Here is a 16,520-nt window from a genome sequence, read left to right as displayed (position 1 = left end):
AATGGATTTAAGTATTAATATTAATGATGAAGAAATATATCCTATTTCTTCATCTTGTATAAATGTAATGGATTTTCATGAAGTTCAATTTTTTTTTAAAGTTGAACAGGATGACGTCATAGAAGTCTATGTTGAAGATTATTTATTGCCTTTACAAAAAAGAATAGATTCTTTATCCGATTACTTTTCAATTAAAGATAAAATTTTTAGAGAAAGCTTTGGATATAGTACTGTTCGTATCTACATCGCTAATGAGTTAAAGCATGAAATAATATTTAATGTTTTAACCGAAAAAGTTAAATTCGAACAAATTAAGGAGATGGTCATATATCTCCTTAAAAATAATAACCGAGTCCTTGATATATGTTTATCTAGAACTAAGTTAGAATTAGATAATTTCACAGATTCATCCCCAAATATAGAATCAGTGATAAAGCTATCAGAAGATATATTAAAAATTTTTCTATCTAAAAAAGGAAATTATTCAACAATTTTAAAGAAACGTTTAGAAACTGCTAAAGATTTCGTCAATGAATCAAATCAGTTCAATCTAGATCCTTATGAGATATTCAATAATATATCAGACATTTTCCCATCTAATGAACCTACCTCTATAAACATTAGAGGGAGAAGATACTCTTTAGACAATATTAAGAGGGATACTCTCAAAGAATCTTATAACTTAGAGGAAAATCACATACTGATTGGTGGTGTATATTCAATAAAACATACGCTATTGCATATAAAATCCATTCTATCAATTAAATATGAGAAAGAGACTAAATTAACTTTCGAGCAGGAATACAGTAATCTACAAAGTTTTCATAAAAACTTCACTATAGATGACTTATACCTACAAGTCACCACTGATGGTATTTCTAAAAGGATAGATGGCATTCTTAGTTCAGTAGATGCAGTACTTTTTGAATTACAAAAAAAACTGGATATAAGCTTTACTGGATACAAATATCCAAAAAACACTCAGTTTGTAAAGCATTCTAGTTTCTATAGAAATATATTCAATAAGTTGTTTGAATGGTATAACTTAGGAGACCCAGACTTAGGTATTAACAAAAATTTAATAAAGCTTAGATCTACATCAAAAATTTATGAAATTTTTTGTTTATATAGTTTCATTGAAAGTATATATAAATCGGGATGGAAAGTTTTAAAGTCAAATCAACATACTTTCTTTAAAAATTTTATTCCTGAATACGTTAAATTTCAAAAAGATGATAACGTATTAGAACTATTTTATGAAAAAACAATTAATCCAGTTAGCAATGAATCTCAGCATAATGATTTGGTTTATCTAGATCATAAAAAAGCTTCTAATTATAGATACTATACTCCCGACTTCATATTTAAAAAAACAAATATGAACGGTGAGGTTAAGTATTTTATTTTTGATTCAAAATACAGTAGTTCATCAACTCTTGAAAAATATAAAGTCTTAGATGAACTATACCGAAAATATTATACTAATCTTGCAGTTTTCAATATGCCTGAAATGAGACTTGAATCTAATAACATTCTATCAATTGTAGCTATACATCCATTTGGTAAAAACAATTTATTCAAATGGAATAATGTTCCTAATATGAGGATATTTCCAATAGTGGAAAGCTCAAAAATGGATATAAATTACAATAACTTTAATAAATACATAGAGGATTTTGAATCACTTTAATTATAAGGGAGATGTAATCATCTTCCTTATTTTTTAACTATTACGAAAACCATTTTTCGGTTCTATCGCATTAAGGAATTAAGTTTTCCTAAAATCAACATAATACGCCTTATGCAAAATGTAATTTTTATCTGATATAAATCATAGTTTTATTTTAAAAAAAAGCCTAACTCATAGTACTTGGGCTTTTTTATTTTTCTACAAATAATATTTTAAAGAGAAATCACTTAAATCTAGAAATTTCAAAATTCAATCGATATGTCATAAAATTTATTAAGCATGCTTCTCGAATTCTTTTTCTAAACAGTTATTGAAAATAGGGATTTTCTAAAACAAGACTCAAGGCAACAATTAAATATACAACAGACTTATTTTCGATCTGAAGTACCTTTAAAAGTTCAGAAAAGAACTCATCCACCAAGTTAAAATTAATAGAGAAAAAATACGATAAGAATTTCTTTTAAACATAACTATTTCTCCACTGAATTATTATAAGTGCATCAAAAATATAGCATAGTTAAAAAACATTACCCACAGAGATAAAGAATCTTTAAAATTCTTCTGTAACATTGGCTTATGTATGCTAGCTCAAATCCAAATACCCAAATACAGCCTTTTCAACTCGCTGCTGTAAATTATTTAAATCGCTTTCCCCCTGCCATGCCTGCCGCGTTAATCATTCCTTTGCTTAAAGCAATCACATCTTGCGCGGCTGTTTGCGCATGTGAAATACCAGAACGAGTAAACAGGTCAGAAATTATGGTTTCAAGTTCGTATTGAAGTTCACTTTCCCCAATGTCTTTTCCAATGAGTTCAGAAGCAAATTCAAGGGTTCGTGCCAACTGTGGACGGCTCAATTGATGTTGCACAGCAGCATGTATGATGAGTTTTAGTTTTTCTTTTAAATCTGCGGCGGCATGGTGTTGTATGGCTTCAACAATATGATTTGATAGCTTGGCGCGCTCACGTCGAATTAACTCGACTATTAAGGCATCTTTAGATGGAAAGTACTGATATAGACTACCAATGCTTACGCCAGCGAGTTCAGCCACAGCATTTGTGTTAAATCCGGCAAAGCCTAAAGACTCTAAAATGCGAGCAGCCGCCTCTAAAATGGCTTCAAAGGTAGCCACTGAGCGTGTTTGACGCGGGCGTTTGCGTGGGTCTGGAAGTGTTTCTGACATGGGCTGAAATGCGAGTATTTAATGTGAGTAATCACTCATATACTGACTGAGTCATGTTGATATGACAAGCACATGCTGTCTTTTTCAGTTGAACTACAACTCGGCTCAGTCATGGAGTGGTTATGTCTAGAACCTATACTTTTTTTATTCATTTAAGAGCTTTGCCTGCCTGGCTGGCTTTAGCTCGTGAAAAGCGGGCTGAGTTTAGTGCACAGAAGCTTGAACCTATTTTTGAGAAGTACCCGTTTGTAAAAATTCGCTGGTATGACGTTGAAGTATTTAGCACTAAAGCGAGTGATATTGCTGTGTTTGAGACCACATCTCTGCAAGATTATTATTTTGTGATTGATGCGATTCGAGACTCTGAATTTTGTACAGTGCCCTACTTTGAGTTTGTAGAGATTATTCCTGCAATTGAAGATGGGTATGTGGAATATGAAAGTTATTTATAGAGGTTGAGAAGAATATATAGTGTTACACGACCAGTATAATATCTGGTCATTATATTTAGCTCACTGATTAAATTTTTTAAAAAATCACAGCATAAATTTAGAAAAATTACTTAAACATAAAACAAGCGACATAAAATGTCGCCAAGTATAATAAACAACTTCTAATCTCATTTTTCACTAGATATTATAATAACCAAAAGTTTTATATAGTATTTTAACTAGAAATAAAACTTTAAATTTTATATAAATTTCAGAAGGAAATATAGAAATGTATTCAAATACTAATACTTTTACATTAATAAATCATGTAAGAAATGGTTCTTTAAATTTTGAAGAACTAGTAGAAAAGCTCAAAACGATTGGATATGCACATGAAGATGATCTTCAACTAATACGTTCATCTTTTAATTCAATTAATCAAGAAGATTTTGATAAGCTTTTCAATTTTTTTTACCCTAATAAAGTTAATAGTATCCAAATAAGTAGCATTGGAACGGATAAGGGTATGCCTGGAAATTTCACCTATGCAATTTATAATTCAAATATTATATCTCATGAGAAGGTGTTAAAAATTTTAGAAAAAACCAATAGAGATTTATTAAAATGATTTAATTATTAACAAAATACTTTATCTAATAATTAAAAATTAAATAAACATTTTAGAGCAATATAATATTACTCTAAAATGTTTCATAGTTTTTAAAAATTATTTTCCTCTAATAAAACTAGGTTAATTAAAAATTTTATGAAAGAAATTCTACCTATTGGAACTTTAACCCTACCTTTTTCAGAACTTGATTCAAAAAAATTTGAAATATTGTGTACGGAATTATTGAAAAAAGATCCAAATTTTACAGACATCCATCATATTTTAGGCGATGGATACCTACAAAATGGAGTAGATATCTGTGCAAAATACAAACATGAATATTTTGGACTTATTGGAATAGAATGTAAATGTTGGCAAGAATTAAGTATAGACAACCTTAAAAAGACATTAAATAAGTTTCTTGAAAAAAATAATTTAAAAAATGATATTAAAACTTATTTACTCATTATTTCTCAGAATTCAATAAATATGAATCTAGAGGTAGTTTATAGAGATTACCAAAAAAAATTTAAAAATAATTACAATATAGATCTTGAGATTTGGACAGGAATAGATCTTACAAGAAAATGCCAATCTCATCCCGATATTATAAACAAGTTTTTTTCTAAAGCCATCTCAGAAACATTTGAGTGTAAATGGATGGCCAAAGTCAATTTTATAGAAAACCTTCATAAAGCACTGTTAAACCAAGACCCTAAAATCAGAAACTTGGGAGAAAATTTATTAGATAACTCATTTGTCAGTTCAGAAAGTTTGGAAAGCAAATATATTAATGGAAATCATTTTACATATAAAAATAAGTGGATAGAAATTTCTGCAATTCTACCAACTAAAAACTATATTGGATCAGCAGCAATTACTATCACTGCACATGATACTCATGGAACTATAATAGCACTAGATAATAAATGGCTTCTTAAAAATTTCTTAGGTAATGATGGACAACCTATCAATTCTAAGTACCGCCCTTTTTATCAAGGAGCAGTATATCAAAAGGTTGATCAACATATTGTTGACTTTAAAAATTGTAGATTTTTCTTACCATTAGAAACTGTAGAAGAAATTTCAAAAGCAGCTGATATATTGACACATTACTATATAACTGCTTATGAAAATATTGAAAAGCTGTGGGGTGCCCAATATTTTCCCTTTATATCTGAATATAAGAACGAAATACAGATAGGTCTCTGTGCTATTGATATAGAAATGTGGAAACAAATCCAAGATTTTATACATGCCCATGATATTGATAAAGGTAATTCTGACTGGCATATCTTTTATGCACACCATGCTTATTTACAAATATATACATCGAGAGATACAGACGAATTAAATACAGGATTTCATGGAACATTTTTCGCTCACAATCTAGATAATATTAACTTTACAGATGAAATAACTCTAGTTTGGCAAAAACCTTATAACAATAATGACCTTATCTCTGATAAAGATTGGTGGTCATGTGAAAAGGCATATACATGGATTACAGAAAAACTAATTCCTAAAGTCATTGAATGGCAAATTGAAAAGCAATTAGCTAGTCCTTTCTCAAAAATTATTAGAAGTAAATCTGTTACAAAAAAAACCAAATCATATTGGGATAAATATAAACCTTTTAGAGACATAAGAAAGAAGTCTCTTCTTGACTTTAATCATTTTAGAGAGTTGGAATTAATTGATATTATTTCTAGATTGCAGTCTTTTTATAGTAGTTCAGAGAGTAATCGTGCATATTTTGATAAAAAAGAAATATCACATTTATATTGTGCACTCATTTCTTTAATTCGTTATGGACGAGGCTATTTTCCTTACCTCAATTCCAAATTATGTTTCGGAAGTACGAACTGCAGCAACATCAATGAATTAATTGATTATCTTAATAAAAAAATAGAACTAGAGACTTTTCTTATGAATAATGATGAAATTGAAAAAATATTTAGAAGTATGCTTGAAGTCATCAGGGATACAGATGATTGGTTGACTCATCAGCAGAAAGAAGAAGTCTATTCAGCATTACAACCTTTCATAAGATTTTATGATTATGCCAATACTATTAAAAGATATTATAAATATTAAAAAGATCGATACTATTAATACAGTATAAATCTCCAAAAAAATTAAAGGAGTTGCAACTCAGCACTCCTTTTTATATTTTAATAAATATTTAAATTTCAAATTATTCATTTAAAATCAATAACTAAAATTATTAAAATCAATTTTAATTTTCTATAATTAAAAAATTAAAATTAATCATTTATTAGTTATAAAAATAGCACTACATAAGTTAATAGCTTAATTAGAAAAATTACGCTTATAAAATCATCAATTACTATTAACTAATAATGAAAATTTCTCATAAAAAATTCAATTTCAAACTTTTAGCCTCAGTTTCCCTCCCCCAAAACCACTCCAACACTTCATCCCTTTCATCCAAACTATTTGAGCTTAAAACCTGTAGTAACAAACCATCGATCAGGTTTACCACCATGTTGGCATCGAATTTTGGCTCGCGGGTTTCCCCGCTAAAAATCAAGTCAAAAATTTCATGGCGCAGCCACTTTCGGTATTCAACCGCCATGTTGTAAGCCTTCGGGTAAAGCAGTTTTATTTCAAAAATGGCTTTAAGTAAAAGGTTGTACAGGCTGCTTAAATTGGTATGTAACACAATAATTGCTTTGATTTTATCTTTTGACGTGTAGTAACGGCTTGAGTAAATGATAGAGAGCACTGCTTCTTTCAGCAGACTTTTTTGAAAGGCGATGCACATTTCAATTAAGCCTTCTTTCGAGTGAAAATAATTGTAAAGCGTACCTTTGGCGATTTTGGTTTCTTTAGCAATCAGGTCGATGCCTGCATTGTGGAACCCATGCATCGTAATGAGTTGTATGGTGGTTTGAACAGCCAGTAATTTTTTGGAAGAGGTTTCTAAATTTCGCATAGTTTTACCTTTTTAAATTCTTGTTGTTTCTGCATGAGATAAAAAGCCTGTGCCCTTTCTGGGAGAAAAAAAGGCACAGCAAAGCCGCAAGATGGTGCTTGGCACATCTCAAGTTTTGTTGTTGCTAAGTTTTAAGTAAAAATGACTTAAAGCCTGAAAACCTTATGGCGTTCAAGCTGCTGTAATTTTTTAAGCTGTGTCGTTATAACTTTTGGCAAAGGCTGCCAAGAAATAATGGATGTGCATAGCCAACTCCTGATTATTGGAGTTCTGCCAGAGCATTTTTTTGGACTTATGGTGGCAGAACGAAAGGGGGTTAGCAGACTGGCTCAAGACCCAGCACACCCGAAGGTGTCCCCCTTCCGTCCTACCGCTACAAAAAGGGGGACGAGTGAGTCTACATCAAAAAAATGAATTTTTTCAATGTTCTTGAGCACGGTCTGCTAAAACCGGCTGGCAATGTGGCCAGCACGCAAAGCATAATCTGAGAGTTTAGAAGTGTCAATGTCGCTTTTATGACAAGTGTTTAAATTTCTTATTGTTTTTCATTAGATTATCTTAATTATTATTTTAGATATTATATTTAATTATATTTTTAATCGGTTGTGTATTACTAACTATATACGGAACAGATTAAGTTAATTAAATTTTAATTGATCACTGTTAAGTAATGGTGACAGGACAAAAGTGGAGTAGCAGACTGGTGCAAGAACCAGTACGCACAAAGGCGTCCCCACTTTCGCCCCACCATAATGGTAATGAAGCCCACCCAAATTATTCATAAAGAATGGTGGCGAAACGAAAGAAGGTTAACAGACTGGCTTCGAGTACCCAGTACGCACGAGGCGTCCTTCTTTCATTTCGCCATAATAGAGAAGTTCCCACCAATCATTTTCAAATAATGGCAGTAGAACGAAAGGAAGTTGACAGACTGCCTCGAGAACCAGCACGCATAAAGCGTCTCCCTCTCGTCCTACCATAGCGGTAAGCAGACGAGAATAATTTGGAAGACTGATTGTGTCAATATTGAAAAAATAACTTAAGTTATTAAATTTAATAATATTTTTTAGATTTATTAAATGATCATTTTAAATTTTATAAAAAGTAGGATTAGACAATCTCTGTCTGCCCCACTTGGTGATAAGCACGGTTAAAGTAAACCAAACTTTGGTCATGCTGGCTTTCTTTAATCGCCACAATCGGACATATGAAAATTGTATGTGTACCGACTTGTTGAATTTGCTCAATCTCACAATCGAAACTGACCAAAGCATCATCTAACACAGGTGAACCCGTTTCTAACTCAATCCATGCGCCATGTTTAAAGCGCTCTTCTGGTGTGAGTTTAGATGAAAATGCTTTTGAAATATGTTCGTGGTGTGCGCCTAACACATTCACCGTTAAGATTTTGTTATCTAGGAAATGTGCATGTGAGCTCGCAGATTGGTTCATACACACCAATAATGTCGGCGGTGTGTCAGTCACACTACAAACAGCAGAGGCAGTAAATCCAAAACGGCCAGACATGCCTGCCGTAGTCACAACACTAACCGCACTTGTGAGTAAAGACATTGCATTTCTAAAGTCTGTTGCTTGAACCATGACATTATTCCTAAATTGAACCGTACCTTGTCCTGTGTGTTTGCTATACCGCCCAACTCCATCAGGAAGGTACTATCGACATGCGTTCTGATTAGAGCGACATGTAGTAAGTAAAATGAGGGTTACTTGTTTGATTATCAACTGCCATCAAAAAAGTAACCCTTTATACCACTTATTGGTAAATATTAAGCAGTAAGATCATAACCCGTCAGTTCTCGGCGAACGATTTCTGCACCTGCACTTAAAGCATTTAACTTACCGCGTGCCACTTCACGAGAAAGAGGCGCCATACCACAGTTTGTGCAAGGGTAAAGCTTGTCAGCATCTACAAACTGAAGCGCTTTACGTAGTGTATTCGCCACTTCTTCTGGTGTTTCAATTTGATTAGATGCGACATCAATTGCACCGACCATTACTTTTTTACCGCGAATGAGTTCGAGTAAATCGATAGGCACATGTGAGTTGTGACATTCTAACGAGATGATATCAATGTTAGACGTTTGAAGTTTCGGGAAAGCTTCTTCGTATTGACGCCATTCAGAACCGAGTGTCTTTTTCCAGTCAGTGTTGGCTTTAATGCCGTAACCGTAGCAAATGTGGACCGCAGTTTCACATTTTAGACCTTCAATTGCACGCTCTAAAGTCGCGATGCCCCAGTCATTTACTTCGTCAAAGAATACGTTAAATGCAGGTTCGTCAAACTGAATAATGTCTACACCAGCAGCTTCTAACTCACGCGCTTCTTGGTTCAAAATTTTAGCAAATTCCCAAGCAAGTTTTTCACGGCTCTTGTAATGACCATCGTAAAGTGTATCAATCATGGTCATTGGGCCAGGTAATGCCCACTTAATTGGTTGATCTGTTTGCTGACGCAGAAACTTCGCATCTTCAACAAATACAGGCTTTTGACGAGACACCGCACCAACCACAGACGGTACGCTTGCATCGTAACGGTCACGAATACGAACAGTTTCGCGCTTCTCAAAATCTACGCCATTTAAATGTTCAATAAACGTAGTCACAAAGTGTTGGCGAGTTTGTTCACCATCGCTGACAATATCAATACCAGCAAGGCGCTGTTCGTGCAACGCTAAACGTAGTGCATCTTTTTTACCTTCAAGCAGACCTTCATTTTCGAGTTTCCAAGGTGACCAAAGCTTTTCAGGTTCTGCAAGCCAAGATGGTTTAGGTAAGCTGCCAGCAGTTGAAGTCGGTAGTAATTTTTTCATGTTAAATGACCCGTATGTTGATTAATTAGGAGCGTAATTCGCAGACCACTGCTCAAGAATCGCTTGGTATGGTTTGATAAATTGCTCTTCAACAAACTTCCCCTGCTCTATAGCCAAACGGCTACGTTCTTCACGGTCATACACAATTCGAGTAAGTGAATAATCTTCGTGTTTCAAGCTTGGTTGATAAGACTTTCCAGCCACTGAATTTGCGTTGTAAATTTCAGGACGGTAAATCTTTTGGAATGTTTCCATCGTACTAATGGTACTAATCAACTCAAGGTTGGTGTAATCACTCAACAAATCACCAGTAAAATAGAACGCTAACGGCGCAACGCTATTTGGCGGCATGAAGTAGCGAACTTTTAAGCCCATTTTTTGGAAATATTCATCAGTTAATGAATAGTCTTCTTGCTTGTATTCCACACCCAAAACAGGATGTTCGTTTTCAGTACGGTGGTACTCTTTAGTTGTTGAAACGCTTAGGCAAATCACAGGCGCTTTTTTAAAGTTGGCTCTGTAAGTTTCAGAGTTAATAAAGCTCTTAAACAAGTTGCCGTGCAGTTCACCAAACTTTTCTGGCGTGCTAAAAGTCGACTTGTTTTTGTTGTGATCTAACAACAGCACACTAAAGTCATAGTCACGTACATAAGATGAGAAATTGTTGCCTACAATGCCTTCGATGCGTTCATTAGTTTTCTTATCAACAATATTGGTTTTCAATATTTCAATGAGAGGAAGCCCACTAGTACGGTTTTCGGCATCAATGTTCATTTCAACTGAAATGATTTCAAGTTCAACCCCATAGCGGTCGCCCTTAGGGTTGTCCCAATGAGCTAAGGCATTGAAACGATTGTCGATCATCCGTAATGTGTTGCGCAAATTTTCTTCGCGGCTCATCCCTCTCGCCAAGTTAGCAAAGTTGGTGGTAATACGCGTATTGTCTGCTGGACGATAGTTCTCATCGAAACAAATACTCTTAATCGTAAATGTAAATTCTTTACTCATTGTGATCAGTACCCTAATTTCTGAGATAAAACCTAAATAAAAACTTTTTGCTCTTTTTAAACTTTCCAGCCTTGTCAGTTTTGTGCCTTATGGTCTTATCAAAAAGTGAATTACTGGAGCGCTTCAGAGCATGGATAGATTTATACCGCAATCAGAACATGAATAAAAATGATTTAGTCTCATTCAAAACTGAGTGAAATTCATGTTTAGGGTTTAATAAATAAGTATGAAGTTAAATATTTTTCATCTTAGGGATTTTTAGACAGCACAAACGAGCCATACAGCGCTCACGTTTCAATGCCTATAGTTTTTATAATTTATGATTATTTTCAATAAATTAAACAATTTATCTTTAAATAAAACTGCTCAACCTAAAGCAATTTATGTTGAATCTCGCTCATCTCTGCTTTTAGCCATTCTAAAAATATGGTTTTGCGTGGATCTTCCTCAAAAGAACTATGAGAAAGTAGAAAATAGGCTGAATTATCTTGCACAACAGGTGAAATTTTTTTCAGTAAGTTCCACTCCAGCTCTTTTTCAATCATATAAATTGAGATGACCGTTGCGCCGAGTCCAGCCAAACAACCTTCTAAACATAAATAAAAATGCTCAAGTTCAACTTTGGTGTAGCCTTTTAAACTCTGCTTTAACTCAGCAATACGACTCATGTTTTTGAAAAAATTTGGTCTAGAGGTCGAGATGAGTACGTCGTTTGTTTCCGATAGCTTGGTTGGTTGAACTAGAGCGATATATTCATCGGCAATTTTCTCACTATAGATATGCTCTCCCCAATCAAAGTCATTTCGGCGAATCGCGATATCAATATTATCTTTTTCAAAGTCGACCACGCCGCCTGCGGTGAGTAGCACAATCTCAAAATCATGCCCGAGCTTTTTAAATTTTGAGAGCCGTGGAATGAGCCATTTCATGGAAAGCGTCGGTTCACACGACAAGACCAGTTGTTTGTTATGAGTTTTAGGCTGGCTGAGTTGAATCAAACATTCATCGAGTTGACCAAACACCTGATGGCAACAACTTAATAAAACTTCACCCTGTTCGGTCATCACAAGTGTTTTATTTTTTCGGTCGAATAAAGCCGTATTTAAAGCTTCTTCTAAATTATAAATCTGTTTACTGACCGCACTTTGCGTCACAAATAATTTCTTTGCAGCTAAAGTGACGCTGCCATACTTCGCCACAAAATAGAAAAATTTTAGTGAATTCAGCGATATTCTTTCAATCATTCCAAAAACTCATAGATATGTAGTCGTTTTTATCGATTTTTATTTTTAAGTTTCTGTTCAAAATAAAAATCATCTTTATTAAATCCTATTTTAGATGATGAAAAACATATTGAATATCAATATCTATCTTCGAAAACCTGAAGCCCCAGCATCTCTTACAAAAAGAATAGCAATTTTAAGTAGTGTTTTCGCTCTCTTACATACATTCCAAAAAGTACAGATGAACTTCCTCGTTTTCAGTGAGGGTACAAGATAATGGCAGAGTTTATTGCGGTTATTCTCATTACGATTTTGGCAGTGGTAAGTCCCGGAGCTGACTTTGCGATTGTCACCAAAAATAGTTATCTGTACGGTAGAAGAATAGGTGTGTTCACTTCACTTGGAATATCGCTTGGCGTATTGGTACATGTAACCTATACGTTAGTTGCCGTTGCGTTTGTGATGACTTATACGCCGCAAATTTTAAATATTGTTAAGTACATTGGTGCGCTTTACCTGATCTATATTGGCTATAAAACTTTTACTCAAAAACCAGTCTTAGACACTGCGGCTTTAACTTCTATAGGTACTTTGCAAGCCATAAAATACGGCTTTTTTACCAACGCCCTAAACCCTAAAACCACACTATTTGTAATTAGCACCTATACGCAAATTGTGAGTTTAACCACGCCTAAAACCATTCTTTTGGCTTATGGCTTTTTTATGTCATTTGCTCATTTTGCATGGTTTTCACTTGTGGCTGTGCTTTTCTCTTCCATGCTATTGAGACAGAAAATGTTGGCCAAGCAAGTACAGATTAATAAGGTGATTGGCTCAATTTTATGTGTATTAGGTTTAATCCTGCTTTTTACTAAGTTTCAGTAAAAAGCTCATTTTATGGAAGAATAATTTGCTTATGCTCATATATAGTTTGTACTTTTAAAAAGGCTTTTTATAAGACTTTTCTAAGAGAGCTATTTAATTTTTAAGAACCTTTTATATTTTTTGCTGTTAATATTAAAACGCATGATAGATTTTCCAATCCTTCATATTTCTATAAATCAAGGATGATGAGCGAATACATTTATTATGGAAATCAAGCAAATAAAATATTTTCTGACGGTGGTTGAAGCAGGCAGTATTGGTAAAGCTGCCCAAAAACTCGATGTCGGCGCTTCGGCCATTAGTCAGCAAATTAGTAAGCTCGAACAAGAACTAAGCATTCGCTTATTACAGCGTAATGCTTTTGGCGTCACGCCTACACCCGCGGGTCTGGCCTTTTTAAAACACTCTCAACTTATTTTGCGTCAAGTTAACTTTGCAATAGATGCTGCGCATTCAGCTCGGCTTTCAGGCCATGTCAGCCTTGGTTTTCCGCCAACTATTACTGCTTTAATTGGCATCCCTTTAATGAAACTTATGTCTGAACGCTATCCAGACATTCGTCTAGAAATTGTCGAGACGCTTTCAGGTAACCTGATTCAGTCGATTAATTCGCGTCAGCTTGATATTGCCATTATTTTTACCAATGAAATTGATAAACAGTGGTCGATACAACCTTTGGTACGTGAACAAATGTATTTAATGGCACGCAAAGAAGTGCTCGAAAAATACGGTCTTGCAGACTGTATCAAAAGCGGAATTATTCAGTCTCAGCAAATCGGTGATATTCCCTTAGTACTACCACGGCAGCGTCATAGCTTACGAAAGCTACTTGAACACAAGATTGGACAGCTTAATGTCGTCTATGAAATTGATGGCTTACATTTACTTATGGACAGTCTGATTCACCTTGACCTTGCTAGTGTTCGTCCCGGAAGTGCTTGCTTGCAAGAGTACAAACATAAGCTGCAATTGCTTAAGGTGATTGACCCAGAAGTGGAAAGAATTAACTACTTAGTGAGCCTTGCCGAAGAAGAATTATCACCCGCCGCACTGGCTGCCAAGTCAGCCATTAAGGCATGTGTGAAAGAGTTGATTCAAAACCAAATTTGGCCGTGTTCTGAAATTATTGTTTAAAGGGTCATTAATTTTTCTAAATACCTAATTAATTTTCGCCTCTCACTCCTCCCTGCTTTTTAAGATTACATTTTTATACGAATGATAAGTGGTTTTCTGTTTATCGAAATATAGATGTGTAGTTTTAACTGGAAACAAGGCATCACATTTTCTACCAAGGACACCTTTAAATCTCATCTCTAACCCATTTCCTATTTAGGTTTATTGATTGAATCAATTTACGTCCAAACTTTGAAGATCGTGAATGTTTCCATTTTGTCAGGCCAAGGAGGTCTCCAATGGATGTCGTTAATAACCGTAGGGCTACTTTTAAAAAAATATTAAATGTAACAAGTGGCAACTTTTTAGAACAGTACGATTTTTTTCTTTTTGGTTTCTATGCCACTTATATCGCAGCAAAATTTTTCCACTCTGAAAATGAATATGTCTCTTTAATGATGACATTTACCGTGTTTGCTGCGGGCTTTCTTATGCGTCCTCTCGGCGCTATTTTCTTGGGTGCTTATGTCGACAGAATCGGTCGCCGTAAGGGTTTAATTGTGACTTTAAGCCTCATGGCTATTGGTACGATCTTAATTACCTTTGTACCGGGTTATGACACCATCGGTATTATGGCCCCAATTTTGGTGGTCATTGGGCGTCTGTTACAGGGCTTCTCGGCAGGTGTTGAATCTGGCGGTGTGTCGATTTATCTCGCAGAAATTGCAACCGATAAAAACCGTGGATTTATCACAAGCTGGCAGTCTGGTAGTCAACAAATTGCGGTGGTGTTTGCTGCGTTATTTGGTTATTGGCTCAACACCATTTTAACTCATGCACAAGTGAGTGAATGGGGCTGGCGTATTCCGTTCTTAATTGGTTGTTTGATTATTCCTTTAATCTTCTTATTCCGTCGTACTTTAGAGGAAACTGAAGCATTTAAAGCACAAAAAACTCACCCATCAACCAAAGAAATTTTCAGCACACTGGCGAGCAACTGGCGCATTGTACTTGCAGGTATGATGATGAGTGCCATGACCACAACCACGTTCTATTTTATTACGGTTTACACCACAGTATATGCAAAACGTACTTTAGAAATGTCGGTCACAGACAGCCTGTTAGCAACCGTATTTGTAGGTTTATCGAATTTCTTCTGGTTACCAATGGGTGGCTTACTTTCAGACAAAATTGGTCGCCGTCCAGTGTTAGTGGGTATTACGACACTTGCGATCTTTACCAGTTATCCAGTTTTAAGCTGGTTGGTCAGCGACATTAGTTTTTCAAACTTACTGATCACGCTTGCTTACTTCTCGTTCTTCTTTGGTATGTACAACGGGACTATGGTGGCAACCCTTGCCGAAGTAATGCCAAAACGTGTTCGTACCGTTGGCTTCTCTTTAGCGTTCAGTCTTGCAGCCGCTATTTTTGGTGGTATGACGCCAATGGCATGTACTTACCTTGTGGAAAACACAGGCAATGCAAGCACACCAGCGTTCTGGCTGATGCTCGCTGCGGTATGTAGTCTCATCTCAAGCTTGTATTTATGTCGCGGTTCTAAGCAGAACAAATCTGACGCGATTGCTGAACCTGCAAAGGTTAGCGCTTAAAACAACTAACTACTTAACCTGAAATTTTAATGAACAGTACGGCAGATCTTAAGTCTCCGTACTGTGTTCTCCTGTCATTAAAAAGTGAGATATTATGAAAAAGTCCCCTATCTTCATGACCATTTGCCTAGCTGGTGCAGGTTTAGGCTCAACGCTTGCCAACGCAGACACCCTCGAAGTGATTAGCTCAGGCGGTTTCTATTCATCTATGGAAAAACTCATTCCAATATTTGAAAAGCAAACTGGTCACACGGTTCACCTTTCGTCTGGTTCATCAATGGGCGCATCACCAACTGCAATTCCAAATCGACTCGATCGTGGTGAACATTTTGATGTGGTGGTGTTGGCTGCTCCTGAACTAAACAAGCTTGCAGAAAAAGGTTATGTAGAACCAAATTCACAAAGTGCTTTAGTCAATTCAAGCATTGGCATGGCTGTACCTAAAGGTGCGCCAAAGCCAGACATTAGCTCTGCGGCAAAGTTTGAAAAAGTTTTATTAAATGCTAAGCACATCGGCTATTCGGCAAGTGCGAGCGGTACACATCTTGAAAAAGATGTTTTCCCAAGCTTTCCACCTGTCGAGTACAAAGTGATTGCTGGTAAAGCAGAAAAAGTGGTCGGTGACCGCGTGGCAAAACGTATTGCTGAAGGTCAGTTTGATATTGGTTTCCAGCAAATTAGTGAAATCAAACCTTTTACTGGCCAATATGGTCAAGTTGATTTAGTCGGCCCAATTCCTGCGCCTTACCAAAAAGTCACTGTATTTGCAGCGGGCATTGGTAAAAACTCTGAACATGCAAAAGTCGCAAAAGAACTTATTCAATTTGTGAAATCACCTCAAGCGACACAAATTATTGAAGAACAGGGTCTTGAGCAGGTTAAACAATAAAAGCTCTAAAAGGCAGCATTTTGAGAGGATGTTGCCTTTTCTCTTTTGGTGGTTTACGCAGCACAATAGAACAAAATGTATAGCAAT

Annotated in this window: 13 protein-coding genes and 1 pseudogene; 8 read left to right on the top strand and 6 right to left on the bottom strand. The window is 35.3% G+C overall.

The window, feature by feature from the left end; all coding sequences use genetic code 11:
* The first annotated feature begins 1 nt into the window (after nt 1).
* Entirely contained in the window at nt 2–1,690 is a 1,689-nt protein-coding gene (locus tag ABFY81_RS15810; protein ID WP_347914142.1) for a hypothetical protein, read from the top strand.
* A 583-nt stretch (nt 1,691–2,273) separates the two neighbouring features.
* Here ABFY81_RS15810 and ABFY81_RS15805 read toward each other — a convergent pair.
* Nucleotides 2,274–2,874 (bottom strand): annotated as a pseudogene (locus ABFY81_RS15805) (TetR/AcrR family transcriptional regulator).
* A 122-nt stretch (nt 2,875–2,996) separates the two neighbouring features.
* Between ABFY81_RS15805 and ABFY81_RS15800 the strand changes: the two are divergent.
* The 3 genes from ABFY81_RS15800 (at nt 2,997) to ABFY81_RS15790 (ending at nt 6,012) form a co-directional block, all read left to right on the top strand.
* Nucleotides 2,997–3,326 carry a darcynin family protein gene (locus ABFY81_RS15800; RefSeq protein WP_347914141.1) on the top strand — a complete coding sequence of 110 codons (330 nt, stop codon included), beginning with the start codon at nt 2,997–2,999 and terminating at the stop codon, nt 3,324–3,326.
* 268 nt (nt 3,327–3,594) lie between these two features.
* Nucleotides 3,595–3,933 (top strand): hypothetical protein, encoded by a 339-nt coding sequence (locus tag ABFY81_RS15795; RefSeq protein WP_347914140.1) that lies wholly within the window; start codon nt 3,595–3,597, stop codon nt 3,931–3,933.
* 138 nt (nt 3,934–4,071) lie between these two features.
* The gene (locus tag ABFY81_RS15790) at nt 4,072–6,012 is read left to right on the top strand and encodes a hypothetical protein (protein ID WP_347914139.1); all 1,941 of its coding nucleotides are present in this window, start codon (nt 4,072–4,074) and stop codon (nt 6,010–6,012) included.
* Nucleotides 6,013–6,289: 277 nt separating this feature from the next.
* Here the strand turns inward: ABFY81_RS15790 and ABFY81_RS15785 are convergent, their stop codons facing one another.
* From ABFY81_RS15785 to ABFY81_RS15765, 5 genes are all read right to left on the bottom strand, one after another.
* The gene (locus tag ABFY81_RS15785) at nt 6,290–6,874 is read right to left on the bottom strand and encodes a TetR/AcrR family transcriptional regulator (protein WP_347914138.1); all 585 of its coding nucleotides are present in this window, start codon (nt 6,872–6,874) and stop codon (nt 6,290–6,292) included.
* A 1,110-nt stretch (nt 6,875–7,984) separates the two neighbouring features.
* Entirely contained in the window at nt 7,985–8,476 is a 492-nt protein-coding gene (locus ABFY81_RS15780; protein WP_347914137.1) for a flavin reductase, read from the bottom strand.
* Between the two features lie 185 nt (nt 8,477–8,661).
* Nucleotides 8,662–9,705: a methionine synthase gene (locus tag ABFY81_RS15775; RefSeq protein WP_224993337.1), complete on the bottom strand. Its 1,044-nt coding sequence runs from the start codon at nt 9,703–9,705 to the stop codon at nt 8,662–8,664.
* A 21-nt stretch (nt 9,706–9,726) separates the two neighbouring features.
* On the bottom strand, nt 9,727–10,713 hold the full coding sequence (locus tag ABFY81_RS15770; protein WP_016804373.1) for a DUF1852 domain-containing protein: 987 nt from the start codon (nt 10,711–10,713) through the stop codon (nt 9,727–9,729).
* 371 nt (nt 10,714–11,084) lie between these two features.
* The gene (locus tag ABFY81_RS15765) at nt 11,085–11,957 is read right to left on the bottom strand and encodes a LysR family transcriptional regulator (protein WP_347914136.1); all 873 of its coding nucleotides are present in this window, start codon (nt 11,955–11,957) and stop codon (nt 11,085–11,087) included.
* 255 nt (nt 11,958–12,212) lie between these two features.
* Here ABFY81_RS15765 and ABFY81_RS15760 point away from each other — a divergent pair, with 255 nt between their 5' ends.
* From ABFY81_RS15760 to ABFY81_RS15745, 4 genes are all read left to right on the top strand, one after another.
* Nucleotides 12,213–12,821, top strand: a complete 609-nt coding sequence (locus tag ABFY81_RS15760) for a LysE family translocator (protein WP_347914135.1) — start codon at nt 12,213–12,215, stop codon at nt 12,819–12,821.
* A gap of 204 nt (nt 12,822–13,025) precedes the next feature.
* Nucleotides 13,026–13,955, top strand: coding sequence for a LysR family transcriptional regulator (locus tag ABFY81_RS15755; RefSeq protein ID WP_347914134.1), 930 nt, complete (start codon nt 13,026–13,028; stop codon nt 13,953–13,955).
* Between the two features lie 278 nt (nt 13,956–14,233).
* Entirely contained in the window at nt 14,234–15,544 is a 1,311-nt protein-coding gene (locus ABFY81_RS15750; protein ID WP_191108688.1) for an MFS transporter, read from the top strand.
* A 94-nt stretch (nt 15,545–15,638) separates the two neighbouring features.
* A complete protein-coding gene (locus ABFY81_RS15745) occupies nt 15,639–16,433 on the top strand; it encodes a substrate-binding domain-containing protein (protein WP_212511891.1) in 795 nt (264 codons plus the stop codon).
* Nucleotides 16,434–16,520: the final 87 nt, after the last annotated feature.

Source organism: Acinetobacter sp. WA-87 (assembly GCF_039938935.1).
Taxonomy (GTDB): domain Bacteria; phylum Pseudomonadota; class Gammaproteobacteria; order Pseudomonadales; family Moraxellaceae; genus Acinetobacter; species Acinetobacter seifertii.
This window is presented reverse-complemented; position numbering and strand designations above follow the sequence as displayed.